This is a genomic window from Vibrio sp. YIC-376 (genome assembly GCF_052353105.1).
Classification (GTDB): domain Bacteria; phylum Pseudomonadota; class Gammaproteobacteria; order Enterobacterales; family Vibrionaceae; genus Vibrio.
Window position 1 is genome coordinate 107,389 of the sequence record NZ_JBBWFK010000002.1, and the last position, 19,535, is coordinate 126,923.

Genomic DNA, 19,535 nt, shown 5'->3' on the forward strand with positions numbered 1-19,535 from the left:
AATAAGGGCTGGTCTTCCAGCCCTATCCTTACGCTACATTTTATAAATGATATCAGTCTTATACCTATTAAGACTTCTTCGTAGTAAACCACCCAGAAGTATGCTTGCAGATACTAACCAGCATTAACATAACGGGAACTTCAATTAGAACACCAACCACCGTCGCCAAAGCTGCACCAGATGAAATCCCAAAAATCATTACAGAAGTAGCTATAGCAACTTCAAAGTGATTTGATGCACCAATCATTGCCGCCGGGGCAGCATCCTCATAGCTTAAATTAAGTAGCTTAGCCGCCAGATATCCCAACGAAAATATAAATACGGTTTGTATAAAAAGCGGAATTGAGATCCAGAGAATGGTCAGTGGATTATCCAGAATAGTTTCGCCTTTAAAGCTAAAAAGCAGGACAAGTGTTAATAATAATGAGCCAATCGTGATAGGTGTAAGTACATGCAGAAACTTCTCTTTAAACCATTCTTCCCCTTTATGGCTAATGACCCATTTACGGGAAAAAAAGCCGACAACCAACGGAAGAGCGACATAAATAGAAACGGAAAGCAGTAACGCCTGCCACGGTACCGGAAGTTTACCTATTCCCAGAAGAAAACCACCCAGAACTCCATATAAGACCAGCATAGTCAAAGAGTTAATCGCAACCATTACCAGCGTAAGACCATCATTACCTTTGGCCAGATACCCCCAAACCAATACCATTGCTGTACAGGGTGCAATACCTAACAGAATGCAGCCAGCAAAATAGCTTCGCCAGAGAGGAATTTGCAGAACTTTTATCCCATCCTGTAAAACAATAGTTCCATCACCATATGCCGCACCAACTGGTAAATCGAGGCCAAACGGCATTTTCACCAGATCCATTGCTTCATCGCCAATCAAACTTTTCAGTATGATTCCCAAAAACAACATGGCAATGGCATACATAGTAAACGGTTTAATGCACCAGTTGATGAAAAGAGTGAGAAACACTGGCTTACCGCTTTTCCCAGCTTTCACCACACTGGTAAAATCAATTTTTACCATGATCGGATACATCATAAAAAAAAGACAAATCGCTATCGGAATCGAAATAACAGGCGCACCATTCACTTCGATAGCCATATCATTCAATGTATTAGCTAAATCAGGTGCTACCTTCCCTAGGGTAATGCCGATAACAATGCACAATCCAACCCATACAGTCAGATATCGTTCAAATAAACTGCTCATCTTCCTGTCGTTTACAGAGTTTTTAGAATCACCCATTATTCTATTCTCCATATAGATATCTGAACTGTATTTACGTCTCTGAGTATAGGTGAGAAAACAATAAGATAGTGCGAGGATTTCATTGGCATGGACGACAAAACATATTCCTTCACTACGCTAGCGACGGAGATAACGTTCTATGGTTCAACGGGACATATTCAGGAACTTGAGAGCACTATTAATGCTGATCTTACCCTGCGTGACTTTAGCGATCACGTAGATAGTAAGTTGGGAGCTAGAATCCACATTGAGTTTGTACCATAAGCACGCTGTTAGACAATTAGCGAGCTAGCTCAAAGAAGCTAGTTCGCCAAATCGGATGAGTAAAATCATGTCAAAATACCAGAAGCAAAACTTAACTTCGTAGTTTGAACAATAGAATGATGATATCCACTTTTTAATTTTAATTATCCACGACTCTGAATATTTCCCACTTTTGGCTACCAGACACAATATGTGGCTCTAGATCCTTACTCCACGCTTTATGCCCTTCCAGTTCACCTAATTTTTTCCATGACTCATCAAGCTCGGTTAAATCATTAATGGTGACCTCAGAAATAATCTTTGATTCTAACGCTCCAACGGAGCCAACTAAGACTCGATATTTGTCTCGTGTCCAACCAATTTGGGTGCCAAACTGATCAAACCACCGATCCAGTGAATCTAACACTTCGGGCTTATGTCCAAACTTCGCATCAATAGACCATCTAGCAATCATCATGAGAATTCTCCTTTTTTCCATGTACATTTCAGGCTAAGCTAATACAACTGAACCATCTACTGAATGCATGTATTCCAATTGGCCACTACTCAGCCCGAGAAGTGGAACCGTGGAATTCCAAACATACAGAGCTTGCAGCCTTATTATAGTTTATTAATGCGAATCATTCGTATTGGTTTTTTATCAGATGATCAACATGCTAAATGGCCTAGATGAATAGCAATTAATTCAACTCAACTTTTATATAGTTACAGATCACACCATTAGATTACTTACTCTAAACTATACAAAGGTACTGGCTCTTAAGAGGTAGAAAAGAATGCATCTAGTTTCCTGCAATAGTTTGCTTTGAAAGCTTTAGAGCATCTTCTAATTAAAAACCTAAGTAGCAAATGGTGTTATTTTTTAGCTCAAGTACCACAAGTTCATTTATGCAAAGTGAACCTGATTTATACTGGCAGCACGGAATGAGCCAGAATCATGTTAATTATGGCGAGATCCACATTTATTTCGTATCAATAGTAATTACTTTATGAGGGTCAAAACCAGAAACTAACTCATGTTCAAAATATCCACGTTGATTTGTATGGAAGTTTATGCCGAAGTCTATTTGTTCATTGCAATCATGATTGTGCCCGTAACACCAAACTACGATTTTATTCGCAATACTTTCAAACTCCCCACAGTGTGACGCAAAAGCGGGAGCAAGTGGGCTTCCGAGGTATTCAGCCTGAATTAGGCTTCCTGATGGAAGATGGTGGGTAACAATTACGTTTTTTTGCTCTGGCGATTGCTTTATTGAATTATAGAGCCATCGTCTCGACTCGCGATGTAGGCCTTGGCTATCTTGGGGAGTAAAAACATTTCCATGATAAAGAATTTGCTTAAAGTCATTCATTCGAGCTTCTGCTATTTTCATTGAAACATCTGGTCTTCCATCGAGACAAAAATCTGTCCATAACGTGCATCCATGAAAACGAACTCCCTCGATAACTACACTGTCATTTTCTAATAAATGGACATTCTCATATTCGTTAGCTTTAACGCGACATTGGTCTATCAGTGAGTCTAGAGAAGTACCGTAGGCTTCGTGGTTGCCCAGAACATAAATAACGGGTACATCAAATTGCGAAGCCCAATCGATACCCTGACTCCCTATGTGTATATCGCCGCTCAGTACTATCACGTCAGCATCTGATTTAGGTACTTCCATTGAACCGAACTCCAAATGGAGATCCGAAAGGTGACAGATTTTCAATATATTCCCTCAATAAATTGCCTTTAGAGTAATAATAAGCACTGGCATAGATTGATCAATGTGAACAGATACATTGGGGCATATTGGGTAAGTTGGAAGTGCAATATTATGGACACACAAATTCTGCCAGACGTGTGAAGTTATTTACCTTGTCGATATTTGGTCGGTGTACAGCCATTTGCTAGCTTAAAACGATTTGAAAAATGACCAGAGGAGCTAAAACCACAATGTAAAGCAATGGTGACCAAAGACATATCTGATTGTTTCAGAAGCGTTTTAGCCAACCGTAATCTTTGTTGCATGACATATTGATGAGGAGCAAATCCAACAGATTGTTTAAACATCCGAGCAAAATGGTATTCACTTAAATTAGTGACTTCCGCCAGATCACAGAGCTGAATACTTGAGCCTAAGTTAGCATCAATATAAGCCTTAACTCTGGCGAGCTGAAAAGGTGCCAAACCTCCCGTTACTTGTATAGGATTCCATTTGAAATCAGTGTAATGCTGAACTAAATGCGTCAATAATAAAGTCACAGCCGAACTCATTGCCAGGCGATCAGCCCTATCATTCCAGCTAAGATTTAATAAGAATTGTCTGTAAAGAAGAGTGATTTGGGGATCATCAACAAAAATACGTTCATCGACACTTAATCCGTATGGGCTTTTATCCCATATAGCTTCAGCAACATTTCTCAAATGCTTGTCAGTAAAATAAAAATGCACAAACGATAATGGTCCGCGAATATCCCATATTGATGAATGATCTTTTGGCATTAAACACAATCGATCCGGTTGTCCGCCATTACGCCAACCGTTAGGCGTTTTCAAAAAGGATTCATAACCATCCTTTACATATAAGCTCAATGTATGATGGTCTGGAGCATCAATATCGACAAGAGCATGTTGATTGTACCAAGACGCAATGCCTGTACCATTATCAAGCGTAGTTGACCCCAACTGCCTAGCCTTGTGGCGCTGCAAGTTATCGCTCATACGGTACTGTTTTGGCATAGCACACTCTTCTGCTTTAAGGTCTCGAAACTCAAGCCAGTTTAAGATTGGCAATCCTGTATAGCCAAGCTATTTTTATCTGTTTTCCCGAGAAATCCGCAAGATTATGTAAATGGTAAGCAAGTCCCTGTAATACGTATAAAAAATGCTCATTTAAAATCAGTTTTACACTAATTAACATGGATGAAAAAGTATGGTTAACGTTTTACTCTATATAGCCACAGTCCTCATATGGGGTACTACATGGTTTGCTATTGCTCTTCAAACAGGTGAAGTTCCACCAACAATTTCGATTTTCTATCGATTTGCTATCGCTGCGTGCCTGCTATTTGGAATGCTAAAAATCTCAGGAAAGCTTCGACATATAAACAAACAAGATCACCTATTTTGTCTACTTCAGGGCCTTTGTGTGTTTTGTTTAAACTTCTTATGTTTTTACTCAGCAAATCGTTATATCAATAGTGGATTAGAATCTGTTTTATTTTCAATGTCGATTGTATTTAACGCTATAAATGGCGTGATATTTTTAGGTCAACGTATTACTCCGCGTCTCATTTTTGCCAGCCTCATAGGAATATTTGGGATTATATGCCTATTTTGGGAAAACTTATTAGCGAGCAATTTTGATACAGCAACATTATTTGGTGTATGTCTTTGTCTGATTGGAACCTATGGTTTCTCAATAGGAAACATTATCAGTGCCCGCCATCAAAAAAGAGGGTTAGACGTATTATCAACGAATGCTTATGCGATGGTATATGGCGCCGCATCCATGTTAGTCATCATATTGTTCACCCAAACTCACTTCGCTATTGAGACGACTGTTAGTTATATAGGGGCTTTACTCTATTTAGCTATCTTTGGTTCAGTTATTGGCTTTGGAGCTTACTTTGCACTTGTGGGACGAATTGGCACAGGTTCTGCGGCTTATGCGACCGTACTATTTCCGTTGGTAGCTTTAGGTATATCAACAAGTTTCGAAGGCTATGTTTGGACTGAAATGACAATCATTGGATTATTTCTCATTCTGTCCGGCAATATCGTTATGTTTTTAAAACTAAAAACCAGACCTAAAAGGTATACAGGAAATCATCGCCAATTGATTAAGTAAGGTTATGAATATTTGGTGGGAATGAACTAAAAATCGATTTGCGCTAAGTGGGAATAGGGCATAAATGAGCCAGCGCAGACCTCGCTGGCCCGAAGGTGACCAAAAAAGTTTTAGTGATACGGCCCTAACCCGTTCTAATTAGATTAGAAAAAAACAATGTAAACAACTAACTTTCGTGCTTATGATTTGAATCCAACATCCTTTGTATTTCATCTTCTCCAAGTGGCTGGTTGTGCTTAATTCTCAGGCTCTCATTCCATTCTTTATGGAAGTCTTTCTGTAGATACATATTAATACACAAGGTTATAGCCATTGCGATAAACGCACCGATACTTGCGAGTAGCATATCTTTGTGAGCATCCCATACGTCGCCCTGTGTCCCGAGATAATTCATACCTAAATCACCACCAAATAGCTCTGCCGCTCCCCACTCAAAGAGCTCAAACATCATGGATGTCGCCATGGTCAAATCTAGTGGAAAGAAATACCCCCAAAAGCCAGATGTATTGGCAACGCGACAATATAACTCTCTGATGGGGTACGCTAGTAGAAGCCCGTATGAGAAGTGGATAAACCGGTCAAAGTGGTTTCTTTCCCAACCCATAGATTCATTGAGACTAAAACCCAGATTGTTTATCAGAAAATCATCATAAGGCACTCTGGCGTAGGTGTAGTGCGCGCCAACCTCATGCAAACACATGAAAATGAATATTAATGTGTAAGATACTCTCGACATCGGAAAATGGCGGTAAGAGAAAGCCATAACAATCACAAAAACAACCACTAAGGCATTTTCCAAAGCCCAGTCTGCACGGTCATATGGAGATATTGAGAGTGCTATAAATTCAAAGGCAAATAGTATTGCTAAGAAAACAAAATAGCGATTGTGTGTTTGTATCATCATTAAGCCGCCCCTGCCCTCTCCATTATTAATAGTATAGAAATTAGTGGTCGGATCAGCGAATCTTACGAAAGGATAAACTTATTATATTTAAGGGTATTTGTTTATTAAACCATACAGCACTTAGTCAAGGATAAAACAGATTTTTTAAACGCCGATGCCTAATCCCATAGATTCAAAACGCACAACGCATTGTTAAACCTTAAGATGCAATTTATGCACCCACGCACACATTTGGTGCGAAAATGTACTGATTCTGCTAACTCACGCAAGAGAACGTAACATTAATTTTGCAACACCTTTAATAATGCATAATCATTCTGCTCAATCCACATGACTCGATTCTGAATAAATCAGTTTGTACATTGCACAAAATACGACCAAGTGTTTTGCGCGTAGCTATCACCATTTTGAATCACTCTCGAAAAGAATTATGCATACTAGAACGAATACTCCTATTGGTGTGACTCTTAATATCATCGGGTCTGCCCTCTTCGCTTTAATGTTCGCTTACACCTCTTTACTAAGTGAACTGAACGGCGAAGAAATATATGGATGGCGTATTTTCATTACTTTCCCGCTTCTGACGGTGTTCATTATGGTCAACGGAAACTGGCACCAAGTCGTGGCTATCTTCGAGCGAATGCTAAAATTTGACTTAACGTTCATTTTGACTCGTTTCATCGCGTCCTTTTTGATTGGAATTCAGTTATGGCTGTTTTTGTGGGCACCTGTAAACGGCTATGGACTTGCCGTATCACTTGGATACTTTATTATGCCCATCACTTTGGTTTTGGTTGGACGCTTAGCATTTGACGATCAAATGTCTCGTTTTCAAAAGCTGGCCTGTTTTTTTGCTGTACTTGGCATTCTCAATCAAATGCTCGTATCTCAAACTCTAGCCTGGCCTACCCTGGTCGTTTGCTTAGGTTACCCACTCTATTTTTGGCTACGACAAAAAACCGACACAAACAATATTGGTGGTGTCTGGTTTGACATGATGCTAAGCCTGCCAATTAGCCTCTACTTTATCTTTGAAAGTGGGCACATTCTTCAAGAGCTCAACGTAAGTTCTGACCTTCTCTGGCTAATTCTGGGATTGGGGTTAATCAGCACATTAGCACTGGCATTTCAGTCTCTGTCAGCGCCTCACTTAAACTTGAGCTTGTTTGGCCTGTTGGTCTATGTTGAACCAGTTCTCCTCGTTGTGGTGGCTATTTTGCTGGGCGAGAGCATCTCAGCAAAAGAATGGCCTACGTATATTGCCATTTGGCTAGCCGTTATTGTACTGATGTTCGAGGGTTACCTGAGTTTAAAGAAAGCGAAGTATTAAGTGGTGGGTTTTATAAATCGCAGAAAACACATCCGTCCCCATTCAACGTAATTGAAAGGATTAAACGTGGGATTTCATGAGCATCTGACTATAAATAATGAGTTCGTCTATAGTCGGTTATTTTGTTTCCATCGTTGCCGGTATGACTGAATCTTCCGGCTCCCCTGGCTTCAAAATAGCTTGCTCTTGTTTCCGCTTTTCATGCAACGCTTCAATAAGCTGACGATCTAACTTTGCAAAGTACATGTCTTCCTCAGCTTTACCTTTCAGGCGAAGTTTTTCTGTGAAGTCCATTGTAGCCACCTCTTCATCATGACTAACTACCGAAAGTATAGATGAACAGATGAAGGTGGTATGTGATACCAAACAAATGGTCTACATGAAGATGAAATCTATTGTCCCTAACAAATTGCCACTGCTTTAATTAGCGCCCAAACGCGTTTGCCTTCGCGTAAATCAAGCTCATGCTGAGATTTAATCGTGATTCTAGCGAGTAATCGCTTTTGGTTTTCCAGCTCCAGAACCACTAAAGCTTCGCCAGTTTGAATCGATGCTGACTCAATTTCGACAATCTTTGCTGGTAATCGGTTGAGTACAGTGGTCGCCATTGGTTCATCCAATGCAATGCCCACATCGCTTGCCAATATACGGCATCTCCGAGATTCACCTATATTAGCAGCTTCACCGGGAACAAATAGAGTGACACCGTCACATTCTAGTTCGGTCATTCCGTACTTTTCAAGGCGGCTTGTCACTGTGGTATCAAAGATACTCCCCATCTCTTCTCCAAACAGATGACTAAACTTAGCATCAGACATGATTTGTTGAGCTCCGCCACTGGCGATAATATTGCCTTGATTAAACAACACGACATGATCAGCCAATCTTGCCAGTTCGTGCACCGAATGAGTGACATAAATAATCGGCAGATCCCACATCCGCTGAAGTCGTTCCAGATACGGTAAAAACTCTGCTTTTCGGGCATGATCCAGTGCCGATAACGGTTCGTCCATCAACAATAACTGAGGTTGTGTCAGTAACGCTCGCGCTATTGCTACGCGCTGCTTTTCACCTCCCGAAAGTTGTGATGGATAGCGATTCAGCAATGTACCGATGCCCAATAATTGCAGGATACTATCGCGATCGAACAACGTCGGCTGTGTTTTTACTCTCTGTTCTGCATACTCTAGATTTTGATTAACGTTAAGATGGGGGAACAGACTTGGTTCTTGGAAAACATAGCCAATTCGGCGCTTATAGGTAGGAATGAAGGTTTGCCCGTCCCAGCTTTGCCATTGTTCGTTATTGATACGAACATCACCTTGCTCAACTCTTACCAGGCCGGCAATCGCCCTCAGGCAAGTGGTTTTACCGCATCCGGAGTGTCCGAACAATACAGTCACGCCTCGGCTCGGCAGTTCCAAATTAGCCTCAAGCTGGAAGTCATCATAGGCAATGTTCAGTCTGGCAGTGATTACACCTTCATTCCCAGAAACAGTCGGATTGAACATACAATTCTCCCTACTCCATTCTGACTTTATGAAGATTGTTGAGCCAATGTATCAACAACAGCGCCAGAAAAGAAAACCCGACTAATCCAGCCGATAAAATATGAGCGTTAAGGTACTCTAGCGCTTCAACATGATTATAAATTTCGACCGACATTACTCTTGTTTGTCCTGGAATATTACCCCCGATCATGAGTACAACACCAAACTCCCCCAACGTATGACAAAAACCCATGACAGCAGACGACAACACACCCGGCCATGCCAGAGGCAGAGTGACAGTCACAAAGGTGTCGAGCGGTGAGGCACGTAATGTAGAGGCCACTTCCATGGGTCTCTTACCGATCGCAGAGAAAGAGTTTTTTAGTGGCTGAAGGACGAACGGCAGCGAATGTACCGTGCACGCTACTGCTATACCCGTAAAGGTAAATGGCAGTTGCTGCCAACCCAGTTTGTAAAAGATTTGTCCGATACTACCCTGTGGCCCGAGCAGGACTAAAAGGTAAAAACCGAGAACCGTCGGTGGTAGTACCAAAGGTAAAAGCAAAATAGATTCGATCACGGGCTTAAAACGTGATTTCCCATGACAGAGCCACCACGCAGTAGGGACACCAATCACTAACAATGCACACGTTACAACTAAAGCGAGCTTTAGTGTGGTAATAATCACTAAACCATCCAATGGCTATCCCCTTACTCTTTATCTCAGTCGGTCACATACCCAAAACTGGCGATAATATTCTTTGCGCGTTCGCTTTTCAGGTAGTCGACAAATTGAGTGACGCTTTCTTTACCTTTAGCCGACTTCAACGTTACTGCATCTTGTTTAATGGGTTGATAGTCGCTGGCAGGCACTTGCCATACGCTCCCAAGCTCAAATTTTCCCTGCTGATAAACTTGAGACTTGGCCAGCAGCCCGATTTGTGCATTACCCGTAAAAACATATTGATAGGTCGCATTCAGTCCTTTACCCACCACGAGTTTGTTTTGCACACTATCCCACTTTTGGTATTTCTCAAGCATCTGCTGAGCAGCCAGTCCATAAGGCGCGAGCTTCGGATCGGCGATCGCCAGGTACTGAAAATTAGCAGATAATAGCTCTGTTTTAACGTCAATATTCTCAGAAGGCGACCATGCCACTAAGACGCCTTGTGCGTACGTAAACTCATCATCGGCCAGTTGCTGCTCGACCAGCAATTGAGGTCTCGTTTGATCTGCAGAAAAGAATAAATCAAATGGAGCTCCGTTGATGATTTGCGCGTAAAGTTGGCCTGTTGAACCCGTGCTGATCTCAACTTCATCACTACGCTGTTGCTTATAATCACTCACAAGCGCTTTCATAGGACCATAGAAGTTATTCGCGACCGCAAGTGTCAGCGTCTGACTAAAAGCAGCAGTAGAAAACAGTGAAAGAGCTAAGCAGCATTGAATATACTGAAATTTTTTAACCATAATTTTAGCCTTGTGTCTCTAACAACTGTGTTAACCATTGCTTTTGTATATATGCTCTGGCACGTTGTTGATGTTTTTGCTTTAGGTATGGGTAAGCTTGCTCAAATGACACCTGACCACCAGGTTTGACTGAGTGGACGCGAACCAAATGGAAACCAATTTCCGTCTCGATAACTGAACTGATCTCCATCAGATCAAGAAGTGGTAACTGCTGCACAATTTGCGGGAAAAGCTTTGGCTCTTCACACCACCCCAAGTAACCATCATTTACCGCGCTCGGGCATTCAGAATATTTAAGTGCTACTTGAGAAAAGTCCCACTCCTTTAATTCTTGCTGTGCTGCCTGAATACGAGTAAAGGCAGGCTTTCGGTGATTTTCTTCAAAATCTGTATTAACCGTGACCAGTATTTGGCTCAGCTCCCACAGGCTTGGCCTCACAAACTTTTCCTGGTTGGCTTGATAATGCTCGAAAGCCGCTTCTTCACTGAGTTCGGGAACATCACTACTTACGAGTTCCAAGATTTTATTGCAGCGAAGCTCGTCCTTTAGCGCCAGACTCAGATCACTTTCCGATAACTTCTGGCCTCGCAGCGCACGATAAAATTCTTCTAAGCTTGGATACCCCTCCTTCACTGCATTCATCGCATCTTCTAACTCATTGTCATGAATATAAGTTTGAGTACCGAGCTCAGATCCGAGTACAGCGGCTTGAATTCGAAATAGCTGAGTCACCTGGTCATCGACATCCTGACGCTGCTGATCACTTAACCATTCCGGGTTTAACTTAAATCTTTCTGTCGCCACTTTCGCTGTAAGGTAGTGGCGTTGATAGGCTTCCATGCTGACACTCCTATGCCTCTATTGGGATTAATCGGGTGGCATCTAACCTGATAGTGTGGTCACCAAACTTAACTTCGTAATTCACCGAGCCATCGTCCAAATTTCGGTGTGCTCGGTGAACTTCTATTACATCGCCTTTAGACGCTAGTGGTTTGCCAAACATAACCAAGCTGCAAGTCAATTTTGCTTTATCCAAAGATCGAAATAGGCAAGGCACCCAAGGCAATGTTGCGTCAATGACTTCACTGTCTCTCACTCCAACCACTTTGTTTTCTGCTTCGATATAAACCTGATAAATGAGCTGTGTCTGTAAAAAATAACCGCAGCTACGGACGATACCCGTGCTTCCAGCAGTAACCAGCAAGTCTCCCTTGTCCCGGTCTTGAAAACTGCCATCATTACGAATATTTCTGACGACTCTTACTTCTTTACCCGGCTCAAAACGGGGCATGTTTATCTGCATATTGACTCCGTTTGATCACAGTCCAACTGACACGACGCACAAGCACTTTGATTGACTGTCGGAAGTCGCCCGTGTGTAATTTGTCCGTAGGCCATCAAAAGTGCGCTGCGGTAATCATCGTACTTATCTGACGCCTTCTTAGCGGTTAATAACTGTCGGCAAAGCCTCAACAAGGGAATATGCTTGCTTTGCACGATCTGGCTGTCGTAATCAATGGCAAAGTATTCTAAAAAGTCCTCTACACTCTCGAGTTGCTCAAGATCTTCGATGAGCACATTTTTTTCAGTGATGTCCATATCATTCATTCCTAAGATGTCGAGGCTAAGCTGTGTGTAAAATCATTGATGTAAAGTGCCGTAACTGCTGCGGATCTGGGACGCATTTATAGGTTTCCGACCAATTCACGAGCTGCGCTTTTATTAATTCACATTGTGCTCTGGTGAGGCTGATTCCCATTCCCTGATAGATTGACTCTATCGCTTGCATACCAGAATGCTTACCCAGTACCATTTGATGAGCACGCCCCACCAGACTAGGCGCGACCCCCTGATAGTTGTTGATATCTTTAAGCAACCCATCGACATGGATGCCAGATTCATGCGTAAAAACACAGTCACCGACAATCGCTTTTTGCGGTGTCGATTGCCTGCCGGAGGCAACTTGAACATAACGGCACAGGCCATCAAGTTTTAACAAATCAACCCCGGTTTCCGCTTGTTTCAGCACATTCAGGGCAACGGTAATTTCCTCTAGTGCAGCATTACCCGCTCGCTCGCCAAGACCATTCACGGTCGTATTTACAGAGTTCGCGCCAGCACGTATCGCTGCCAGAGAATTGGCTGTCGCCATTCCCAAATCGTTATGCGCATGCATTTCAATCTGTAGACCCGTTTTTGCTCGTACTTCGGATATGATCTGGTAAGTAGAAAATGGGTCCAGAATACCGAGTGTGTCAGCGAAACGGACTCGCCTCGCGCCAAAAGACTCTGCCACTTCAAGAACCCGACATAACACATCATGATCGGCGCGAGATGCATCCTCCATTCCCACGCAGACCTGCATTCCTCTCTCAAGCGCTTGTTGAATAACGCTCTCGCAACCAATCAAAACATCATCCAAAGTTTTATTCAGCTTATGTTTAATTTGTTGGTGTGAAACAGGTATTGAGAGGTCGAGCCAATCGAGTCCGAGATTGCCAGCACACTGAACATCTTCCGCCAGCATGCGACACCACCCCATCGTCTCTGCCTGATTCAAACTGCTGGTAATCGCTTTGATGGTTTCCCGCTCTTGTTCTCCCATCGCGGGAATGCCCACTTCAAGCTCTGTTACTCCAGCCGATTCCAGTAACGTCGCAATATTTACTTTTTCGTCGGTGGTAAAGCCCACTCCTGGGCTTTGTTCACCATCGCGTAATGTTGTGTCATTGATAATGACTCTTGCAGGCTGTACATCCTTGTCCATCGCCATACTCCTAGCCATATACAGGAATAAATTCCGTGGCACTTCCTTGTTGAGTTTGGTTATTCCAGTACGGAGACATTTCGCGCAATCGCTCTACGATTGGAGGCAAATGCTCGAGTACGTGGTCAATGTCTTCATCGGTCGTAAATCGAGACAGTGAGAATCGTAACGTGCCGTGAGCAGCGGTAAATGGAATCTGCATCGCTTTCATCACATGAGAAGGCTCAAGTGATCCTGATGTACACGCAGAACCCGATGACGCTGCAATACCCACTTGGTTCATCATCAACAGAAGCGCTTCACCCTCAACATACTCCACAGCGATATTGGTTGTGTTCGGCACTCGTCTCTTAGGAAAACCGGTGACGAAGCAGCTTGGAATACGCGCTAATAGCCCTTGTTCCAAACGATCACGCATCATCTGAATTCGAATCGTTTCTGTTTCCAATGCAATGTAGGCCATTTCAGCTGCTTTCCCCATTGCAATCACAGAAGCTGCGTTCTCTGTGCCTGCACGTCGCCCACGTTCTTGATGGCCGCCACGCAATAGCGGACGAAACTTAGTTCCGCGTTTGACATATAACGCGCCAACCCCTTTAGGAGCATGGAACTTGTGTCCGGAAATAGACAACATGTCGATAGGACAGCTTTGAACATTGACCGGGCATTTGCCGACCATCTGTACCGCATCAACATGAACGACTGCACCATAGCGTTTCGCTAGCTGAGCAACTTGCTCAACAGGAAATATCGTGCCGGTTTCATTATTCGCCCACATGATAGAAATGATAGCGACATTACGACTCAACGCAGCTTTCAATGCTGTCATGTCGAGACGGCCTTTTTTGTCTACGCCAATCCAGTGAATGGTGTAGCCTTTGCGCTCCAATGTCTGGCAAAGTTGCAGTGTCGCCGGGTGTTCGACTTGTGTTGTGATGATCTCTTTCTTGTCTGGGTAAGCTTCAACGGCAGATAAAATGGCCGTTGACGTCGCTTCGGTCGCGCAAGAGGTAAAGATCACTTCGCTTGCATGCTCCGCACCAATTAATTGCTGCACCTGTTCGCGTGCCGTTTCCATCGCGTGGCCAACAACCGCGCCCAGACGGTGAATTGAAGAAGGGTTCCCATAAAAAGTATCTAAGTACGGCAACATTACTTCCAGAGCTTTAGGGTCAATGCGAGTTGTCGCATTATTATCAAGGTAAACCAGCTTATCACTGCTTAATTTAGCGTTAAACGTCATAAGAGCCTTCCTTTTTAATCGTGTTTGATGAGGTTTCTTGTACTGGGAACACCGTGTAAGCGTCACCCAAGGCTTGGGTAATTTTTTGTTCCAGATTTGCCAATGTCAGGCCAGATAAGCCACAACCGACACACGCACCGCTCATCTCTACGAAAACAATGTTGTCTTCAATCTCTAACAGGCGTACATCACCACCATCTGATTGAACTGAAGGACGAACCTGTTCAATGATCGATTCAACGATAGCGACGATCTCTTCGTCTGGCTCATAACGGCTTTTGGCCACGTCTATAATTAGCCCTTTATCCGCCATTTCTTTAAGGCAATCTTCCAATACCCACTCAATTTTCTCGTGGCAAGAAGTACAAGCCCCACCCGCTTTGGTGTAGTTGATCACCTCTTCAAGCGTTGTTAGCTTATTGGCTTCTACCACACGTTTTATCATCAGGTCATCGATAGCAAAGCACTTACAGATTAACTCCCCTTCCTCATGATCATCTTCTAACGTCTCACCACGATAGTTCGCAACTGCCGCATGTAAGGCTTCCATACCCATTACGGAACAATGCATTTTTTCTGGTGGTAGCCCATCAAGATATTCCGCGATGTCTTTATTGGTAATGCTCAAGGCCTCATCAAGTGATTTACCAATGATCATCTCCGTAAGTGCTGATGAAGACGCAATTGCACTACCACACCCGAAGGTTTGAAAACCAGCGTCTAAGATCACTTCACTGTCTGGATCTACTTTAAGCGTTAAACTCAATGCGTCTCCACAACTGATTGAACCGACATCTCCACGTGCATTAGCATCCACAACTAATTTTGCGTTTTTAGGCTGAAAGAAATGTTCCTTCACCTTGTCTGAGTAATCCCACATAGCCACTCCTTGGTTGAATATCTTTCGATTCTTTCGATAGTGTTACCGTTGCAATAACCCGACCAAGATCACAAAAAAATCATAACTACATGATTTAATTGGATTTAAGTTTTTTCTTAATGTGACATTGAAGGAATAACGACAAAATTGTCGCAATGTTTGTAGGGTTTATTACAAAACAAATTGTCAGATACGAAACAATGGAGAAGTTTGTAGCAGTAGAAATAATAAGGATGAAAACTCACCCTTATTAGAAATTAAGCTCAAGTAGTGAAACAAGTATAAAAGTCAGCGTCATTCCGAGGAGCCATAGCGACATCAGGAATCTACTAACTTTTAGCACGTAGCCGAAATTAACACCTTCAGCACCAGTACACTCGGTAAGCAGATCCTGAATTACGCTCCTTCGTCGCTTTTCAGGATGACCGATTAATTGGAATCGGATATTCGTCGCTAAGCCGCAGCAAAAGTTTGGCAGTTTTTCGGACACACTTTTGAACAAGCTTCACAACCAATACAATCTTCGGCGTTTTTAAGCGTCATGACCATCATGATTTCATCTTCATCAAAATAATCATCATCTTCATCAATGCCTTCCTTCTCAATTAAGTCGAAGACATCTCGGGAGCACACTTTAAAACACCGACCACAACCTATACATTTCTGTTCATCAATTGCCTCAATAAATTGAGGTTCCCATGGTTCTCCCCCACGGGTATAACTTTGTTTATTACTCACATTAACCATCCTTGTATCAAACGTTACCAATCTTCATCCATTAGCTGAGTTAGCCTCTTTTGTGTATCAGAGGCTTCCGGCAGCTTATTTTTCTTTAAGGCTCGAGCCAGCCATCCGGTCTGAGCACTGTCTAGTTCTGACATTACTTCAGTCAGTAGAAAGTGAATGTCGCATTTCTCATTGACTTTGACTGGCTGGATATCATATTCAAGCAATTGTCGAATAGCCGAAGCACCACATGCATTACAGAAGATCGCTGCACACCCTGATAAGTCTGCGATGCGACTGGGCAATTTATCGTGTGCCGGGCCGCTGGTGCTGTATTCAATGGCTTCCATCAGGTGCCACTCTGTGTTGTAGATACCGTAGATCAATACGCCTTTGGCAGAACCAAAATGTTGGTCAACCGTTTGTCGATCCGAGGTAGTAAAAGCAATTTTTACGCGCAGGTTCTCCTCGGTCGGCTCCGGTGGGAGGTGTAGCCTCCTTTTTGTCGACTTCATAACACCTCCGTTGTCGGTAATACATCATGCGCACCAAAACGATAGTAACTGACATGTGGTGTTACTTCGTCTTTATGATTGCGGAGTAATAAGTTGGCAAGAGAGAACAGTCGTTGACGAGCACCTTCGTACCCTATTTGTTTCAGCTCCATATTTCCAAACTGATCAAAGCATGGGAAGCCGACTCGCATAACCGGAACAACTGGCTCACACACGTTGGCACAATGGCTGTTGCCAATAACTAAGGTTAATTCAGGGTTTGACAGATCGATACACGATAAGTCACCAACAATCACTTCTTGTGCTTCCATGTCTTGCAAACTCGGAACATCCAACGTGGTGACGACCTGACTAACGGTCCCACCAGCCATGGTGATTAGGTCGACGTAACCGTTCGCCAAGTCAGGCTCAAGTGCGATGGTGTATTGCTCGCCACTAAGCAGAAAATGGACATCAAGCAATGCATCCTGTAGTCGTTGGCGCTCACGTGTTATCCATCCGGGTACCGGACGACCACTTATTTCAGATAACGTCATGATAAATTGGTCAATTGCGTCTAGCTTCATCGCCATCCCAAATTGGCGATAGTCAATGCCGAATCGCACCTTAAGCCATCTCGCGACATCATCCATAGATTCTCCGAATACCAACGTCATCTCACTGTCGGCCATCAGCTCAACTTCAAGGACTGAAGTGCCTCCCGTGCTCGTTGCGCTGTAATCCTCACGGCCCAAATGTCCATCTAACGAAAGCGATAAGTCTGGAACAACGACAGAGTCCAGATCGAATGCTTCCACGTAGCGTTTAATGGTTTCAATATCCGCAGAAGTCATTCCAATAGAACAGAGAATGTTAACTTGTGTGCGCTGTTTGGCACGACCTGTAGGCCCTTTAACCAATTGTTTCACGACACTACGAACAGTATGTGCGAAACCAGTTTGCATTGACCCGATGAAGTCTGGGGTCATCACCGGGACAATTCTCGTATCCGAATATTGCGGATGCTGGAGAGTGAATTCGGTAATAGCATGATACAGGTCAGCCCCTTGCATCTCAGTTAACCCCGTGCTCATTAATACGATCAGCTCAGGGGAATGTTTCTCACATAACACCTCCAGTGCTTCGCTCACATTACTCTCACCGCCCATGACGGCAGACACCTGATCGATTGCCGTGTTCTGTAATGGAATAGGCTCCCTCAAGTGTTGAATAAGGTAAACCTTAGTGAACGCACTGCAACCCTGAGAACCATGCATCAAAGGTATTGAGCCAGCAAAACCTAGTGTCGCCAAGGTTGCCCCCGTCGCCGGACTCGTCTTTAACGGCTGAGTAACCAGTGGCGAATTTTGTTTGATTGGAGTAACCATATCAGGCTCCTTTTTCAATGATGGTAGAAGTGAATGTTGCGTCTTCAACGATCCAGGGAGCCTGACTTTGAACGGCTTGCCAGATAGGTGCTTCTATTGTTCTGCACAGTTCTTGCGCTAAGGTGAGCATTCCTTCATACCCGGCATAGGCATGTTCACGCTCTTGGTTGATATCCAAAAAAGGCAACTTAGCTTTTAATGCGGTGTACATGTTTCGCCCACCGGCAATCATGACATCAGCGCGATATTGATGATAAGTATCAAGCAACAATCTAGCGCCACCTTCATCCAGCATTAACGCATCTTTACCCATAATCTCTAGAATTTTATTTTTATCAGATTGCGTAGATTTACGGGTTCCTGTTGCGACACACTCAATACCTAACTCTTGCAAGGCACTCACTACTGACCAGGATTTAACGCCTCCGGTATAAAGCAGCGCTCGCTTACCACTCAGTTTTTCTGCGTAAGGTACCAGAGCAGAGCGAATGCGACTTTCTTCCTCTGCAATCAACGCTTCTACTTCTTCACTCAGTTTGGGGTCGCCAAGTAAACGGGCAAATTCTCGTAGTGAATTCGACGTATCTTCGATACCGTAAAAGCTTCCTTCAAACCAAGGTATACCCCATTTTTCTTCTAGTTTTCGCGCAACATTCACTTGCGCTCTAGCACAAACGACCATGGCAGCGTCTGCACGATGCATAGTTTGTATTTGATGGAACTGAGTGTCACCTGCCATACAGCACAACACTCTTAGCCCTAAACGTTCAAATAATGGCGATACATGCCAAAACTCTCCGGCGATGTTGTATTCACCAATGAGAACGATATCGTGTACTAGCCGAGAGGAGTCGTGAAGCATTTTTGGTTTTGCCGGAGGCTCAGCGCTGCCGACAACTCGTTCAACCATCACATTACCTGCGATTCGGTTACCCAGGTTTTTATTGCCGTAGAAGCCCGCCGCATCGACAGGAATCACGGGGATTTTCCAACGCTCTGTAGCAAGGGAACAGATGGCTTCAATGTCATTCCCTTCGAGAGCAGGAACGCAGGTCATATAAACAAAAACCGCAGGTGGTTGATGTTGTTTAATAAGCTGTTTTATCGCATGTAACAGACGTTTTTCAGCACGTCCCATGATGACATCCTGCTCATTAAGGTCAGTGGTAAATCCATAACGAAATAGATTGCTGCCCAGAGCACGAGTCCCGCGGTTGTTCCAGCTGTTTCCCGCACAGCCAATTGGACCATGTACGATATGTCCCACATCCGCTATTGGTAATAAGCTTATCTGTGCGCCATCAAAACAACACCCTCCAGCCGTCGCCCCTGGCTTTGGTCGGCTACAACCACTTTTTTCTCCGCTGTTGTGCTCACAGGCGGGTTCATCTTGCAGTAACTTGATCTCCGATCGCTTCATGCGTCTCTCCTTGAGTTGCAACAGTTAAAGTTGAGATACTGGACACTTAGTTAGC

Annotated in this window: 22 protein-coding genes; 3 read left to right on the forward strand and 19 right to left on the reverse strand. The window is 43.5% G+C overall.

Annotated elements, in window-relative coordinates; translation table 11 throughout:
• Window positions 1-67: 67 nt before the first annotated feature.
• Window positions 68-1,261, reverse strand: coding sequence for an ACR3 family arsenite efflux transporter (gene arsB / locus WJM94_RS04735; RefSeq protein ID WP_444493081.1), 1,194 nt, complete (start codon window positions 1,259-1,261; stop codon window positions 68-70).
• A gap of 90 nt (window positions 1,262-1,351) precedes the next feature.
• Here arsB and WJM94_RS04740 point away from each other — a divergent pair, with 90 nt between their 5' ends.
• Complete coding sequence (locus WJM94_RS04740; RefSeq protein ID WP_444493533.1) at window positions 1,352-1,528, forward strand: hypothetical protein; 177 nt, start codon at window positions 1,352-1,354, stop codon at window positions 1,526-1,528.
• Window positions 1,529-1,667: 139 nt separating this feature from the next.
• On the opposite strand, the gene WJM94_RS04745 is transcribed toward WJM94_RS04740, so the two are convergent.
• The 3 genes from WJM94_RS04745 to WJM94_RS04755 form a co-directional block, all read right to left on the reverse strand.
• The gene (locus tag WJM94_RS04745; RefSeq protein ID WP_444493082.1) at window positions 1,668-1,985 is read right to left on the reverse strand and encodes a hypothetical protein; all 318 of its coding nucleotides are present in this window, start codon (window positions 1,983-1,985) and stop codon (window positions 1,668-1,670) included.
• 505 nt (window positions 1,986-2,490) lie between these two features.
• Complete coding sequence (locus tag WJM94_RS04750; RefSeq protein WP_444493083.1) at window positions 2,491-3,243, reverse strand: metallophosphoesterase; 753 nt, start codon at window positions 3,241-3,243, stop codon at window positions 2,491-2,493.
• A 140-nt stretch (window positions 3,244-3,383) separates the two neighbouring features.
• Window positions 3,384-4,256, reverse strand: coding sequence for a helix-turn-helix domain-containing protein (locus WJM94_RS04755; protein ID WP_444493084.1), 873 nt, complete (start codon window positions 4,254-4,256; stop codon window positions 3,384-3,386).
• 193 nt (window positions 4,257-4,449) lie between these two features.
• Here WJM94_RS04755 and WJM94_RS04760 point away from each other — a divergent pair, with 193 nt between their 5' ends.
• Window positions 4,450-5,367 carry a DMT family transporter gene (locus tag WJM94_RS04760; RefSeq protein WP_444493085.1) on the forward strand — a complete coding sequence of 306 codons (918 nt, stop codon included), beginning with the start codon at window positions 4,450-4,452 and terminating at the stop codon, window positions 5,365-5,367.
• A 166-nt stretch (window positions 5,368-5,533) separates the two neighbouring features.
• Here the strand turns inward: WJM94_RS04760 and WJM94_RS04765 are convergent, their stop codons facing one another.
• On the reverse strand, window positions 5,534-6,271 hold the full coding sequence (locus tag WJM94_RS04765) for a DUF2238 domain-containing protein (RefSeq protein WP_444493086.1): 738 nt from the start codon (window positions 6,269-6,271) through the stop codon (window positions 5,534-5,536).
• A gap of 430 nt (window positions 6,272-6,701) precedes the next feature.
• Between WJM94_RS04765 and rarD the strand changes: the two genes are divergently transcribed.
• Window positions 6,702-7,601, forward strand: a complete 900-nt coding sequence (gene rarD / locus WJM94_RS04770; protein ID WP_444493087.1) for an EamA family transporter RarD — start codon at window positions 6,702-6,704, stop codon at window positions 7,599-7,601.
• A 117-nt stretch (window positions 7,602-7,718) separates the two neighbouring features.
• Here rarD and WJM94_RS04775 read toward each other — a convergent pair whose 3' ends face one another.
• From WJM94_RS04775 to nifE, 14 genes are all read right to left on the reverse strand, one after another.
• The gene (locus tag WJM94_RS04775) at window positions 7,719-7,895 is read right to left on the reverse strand and encodes a hypothetical protein (protein WP_444493088.1); all 177 of its coding nucleotides are present in this window, start codon (window positions 7,893-7,895) and stop codon (window positions 7,719-7,721) included.
• Between the two features lie 107 nt (window positions 7,896-8,002).
• Window positions 8,003-9,112, reverse strand: coding sequence for a molybdenum ABC transporter ATP-binding protein (modC, locus tag WJM94_RS04780; protein ID WP_444493089.1), 1,110 nt, complete (start codon window positions 9,110-9,112; stop codon window positions 8,003-8,005).
• A gap of 10 nt (window positions 9,113-9,122) precedes the next feature.
• On the reverse strand, window positions 9,123-9,791 hold the full coding sequence (gene modB / locus WJM94_RS04785) for a molybdate ABC transporter permease subunit (protein WP_444493090.1): 669 nt from the start codon (window positions 9,789-9,791) through the stop codon (window positions 9,123-9,125).
• Window positions 9,792-9,814: 23 nt separating this feature from the next.
• Window positions 9,815-10,561: a molybdate ABC transporter substrate-binding protein gene (gene modA / locus WJM94_RS04790; RefSeq protein WP_444493091.1), complete on the reverse strand. Its 747-nt coding sequence runs from the start codon at window positions 10,559-10,561 to the stop codon at window positions 9,815-9,817.
• 4 nt (window positions 10,562-10,565) lie between these two features.
• Window positions 10,566-11,402: a peptidylprolyl isomerase gene (locus tag WJM94_RS04795; RefSeq protein ID WP_444493092.1), complete on the reverse strand. Its 837-nt coding sequence runs from the start codon at window positions 11,400-11,402 to the stop codon at window positions 10,566-10,568.
• A gap of 10 nt (window positions 11,403-11,412) precedes the next feature.
• Window positions 11,413-11,865, reverse strand: a complete 453-nt coding sequence (locus tag WJM94_RS04800) for a nitrogen fixation protein NifZ (protein ID WP_444493093.1) — start codon at window positions 11,863-11,865, stop codon at window positions 11,413-11,415.
• A complete protein-coding gene (locus tag WJM94_RS04805) occupies window positions 11,856-12,161 on the reverse strand; it encodes a nitrogenase-stabilizing/protective protein NifW (protein WP_444493094.1) in 306 nt (101 codons plus the stop codon). The genes WJM94_RS04800 and WJM94_RS04805 overlap by 10 nt, the downstream gene beginning before the upstream one ends.
• 25 nt (window positions 12,162-12,186) lie before the next feature.
• Window positions 12,187-13,329 (reverse strand): homocitrate synthase, encoded by a 1,143-nt coding sequence (gene nifV / locus WJM94_RS04810; RefSeq protein WP_444493095.1) that lies wholly within the window; start codon window positions 13,327-13,329, stop codon window positions 12,187-12,189.
• Window positions 13,330-13,339: 10 nt separating this feature from the next.
• Entirely contained in the window at window positions 13,340-14,572 is a 1,233-nt protein-coding gene (gene nifS, locus WJM94_RS04815; protein ID WP_444493096.1) for a cysteine desulfurase NifS, read from the reverse strand.
• Window positions 14,562-15,452, reverse strand: a complete 891-nt coding sequence (nifU, locus tag WJM94_RS04820) for a Fe-S cluster assembly protein NifU (protein WP_444493097.1) — start codon at window positions 15,450-15,452, stop codon at window positions 14,562-14,564. The genes nifS and nifU overlap by 11 nt, the downstream gene beginning before the upstream one ends.
• Before the next feature lie 453 nt (window positions 15,453-15,905).
• Entirely contained in the window at window positions 15,906-16,190 is a 285-nt protein-coding gene (gene fdxB / locus WJM94_RS04825; protein ID WP_444493098.1) for a ferredoxin III, nif-specific, read from the reverse strand.
• Window positions 16,191-16,213: 23 nt separating this feature from the next.
• Window positions 16,214-16,693 (reverse strand): NifB/NifX family molybdenum-iron cluster-binding protein, encoded by a 480-nt coding sequence (locus WJM94_RS04830; RefSeq protein ID WP_444493099.1) that lies wholly within the window; start codon window positions 16,691-16,693, stop codon window positions 16,214-16,216.
• Entirely contained in the window at window positions 16,690-18,060 is a 1,371-nt protein-coding gene (gene nifN, locus WJM94_RS04835) for a nitrogenase iron-molybdenum cofactor biosynthesis protein NifN (protein WP_444493100.1), read from the reverse strand. The genes WJM94_RS04830 and nifN overlap by 4 nt, the downstream gene beginning before the upstream one ends.
• Before the next feature lies 1 nt (window position 18,061).
• The gene (nifE, locus tag WJM94_RS04840) at window positions 18,062-19,480 is read right to left on the reverse strand and encodes a nitrogenase iron-molybdenum cofactor biosynthesis protein NifE (protein WP_444493101.1); all 1,419 of its coding nucleotides are present in this window, start codon (window positions 19,478-19,480) and stop codon (window positions 18,062-18,064) included.
• Window positions 19,481-19,535 lie beyond the last annotated feature (55 nt).

Excerpts from the sequence above, each read along its gene's own strand:
- arsB (WP_444493081.1), bottom strand. The coding sequence starts at position 1,261 with ATGGGTGATTCTAAAAACTCTGTAAACGACAGGAAGATGAGCAGTTTA.
- WJM94_RS04740 (WP_444493533.1), top strand. The coding sequence starts at position 1,352 with ATGGACGACAAAACATATTCCTTCACTACGCTAGCGACGGAGATAACG.
- WJM94_RS04745 (WP_444493082.1), bottom strand. The coding sequence starts at position 1,985 with ATGATGATTGCTAGATGGTCTATTGATGCGAAGTTTGGACATAAGCCC.
- WJM94_RS04755 (WP_444493084.1), bottom strand. The coding sequence starts at position 4,256 with ATGCCAAAACAGTACCGTATGAGCGATAACTTGCAGCGCCACAAGGCT.
- WJM94_RS04760 (WP_444493085.1), top strand. The coding sequence starts at position 4,450 with ATGGTTAACGTTTTACTCTATATAGCCACAGTCCTCATATGGGGTACT.
- WJM94_RS04765 (WP_444493086.1), bottom strand. The coding sequence starts at position 6,271 with ATGATGATACAAACACACAATCGCTATTTTGTTTTCTTAGCAATACTA.
- rarD (WP_444493087.1), top strand. The coding sequence starts at position 6,702 with ATGCATACTAGAACGAATACTCCTATTGGTGTGACTCTTAATATCATC.
- WJM94_RS04775 (WP_444493088.1), bottom strand. The coding sequence starts at position 7,895 with ATGGACTTCACAGAAAAACTTCGCCTGAAAGGTAAAGCTGAGGAAGAC.
- modC (WP_444493089.1), bottom strand. The coding sequence starts at position 9,112 with ATGTTCAATCCGACTGTTTCTGGGAATGAAGGTGTAATCACTGCCAGA.
- modA (WP_444493091.1), bottom strand. The coding sequence starts at position 10,561 with ATGGTTAAAAAATTTCAGTATATTCAATGCTGCTTAGCTCTTTCACTG.
- WJM94_RS04795 (WP_444493092.1), bottom strand. The coding sequence starts at position 11,402 with ATGGAAGCCTATCAACGCCACTACCTTACAGCGAAAGTGGCGACAGAA.
- WJM94_RS04800 (WP_444493093.1), bottom strand. The coding sequence starts at position 11,865 with ATGCAGATAAACATGCCCCGTTTTGAGCCGGGTAAAGAAGTAAGAGTC.
- WJM94_RS04805 (WP_444493094.1), bottom strand. The coding sequence starts at position 12,161 with ATGGACATCACTGAAAAAAATGTGCTCATCGAAGATCTTGAGCAACTC.
- nifV (WP_444493095.1), bottom strand. The coding sequence starts at position 13,329 with ATGGACAAGGATGTACAGCCTGCAAGAGTCATTATCAATGACACAACA.
- nifS (WP_444493096.1), bottom strand. The coding sequence starts at position 14,572 with ATGACGTTTAACGCTAAATTAAGCAGTGATAAGCTGGTTTACCTTGAT.
- nifU (WP_444493097.1), bottom strand. The coding sequence starts at position 15,452 with ATGTGGGATTACTCAGACAAGGTGAAGGAACATTTCTTTCAGCCTAAA.
- WJM94_RS04830 (WP_444493099.1), bottom strand. The coding sequence starts at position 16,693 with ATGAAGTCGACAAAAAGGAGGCTACACCTCCCACCGGAGCCGACCGAG.
- nifN (WP_444493100.1), bottom strand. The coding sequence starts at position 18,060 with ATGGTTACTCCAATCAAACAAAATTCGCCACTGGTTACTCAGCCGTTA.
- nifE (WP_444493101.1), bottom strand. The coding sequence starts at position 19,480 with ATGAAGCGATCGGAGATCAAGTTACTGCAAGATGAACCCGCCTGTGAG.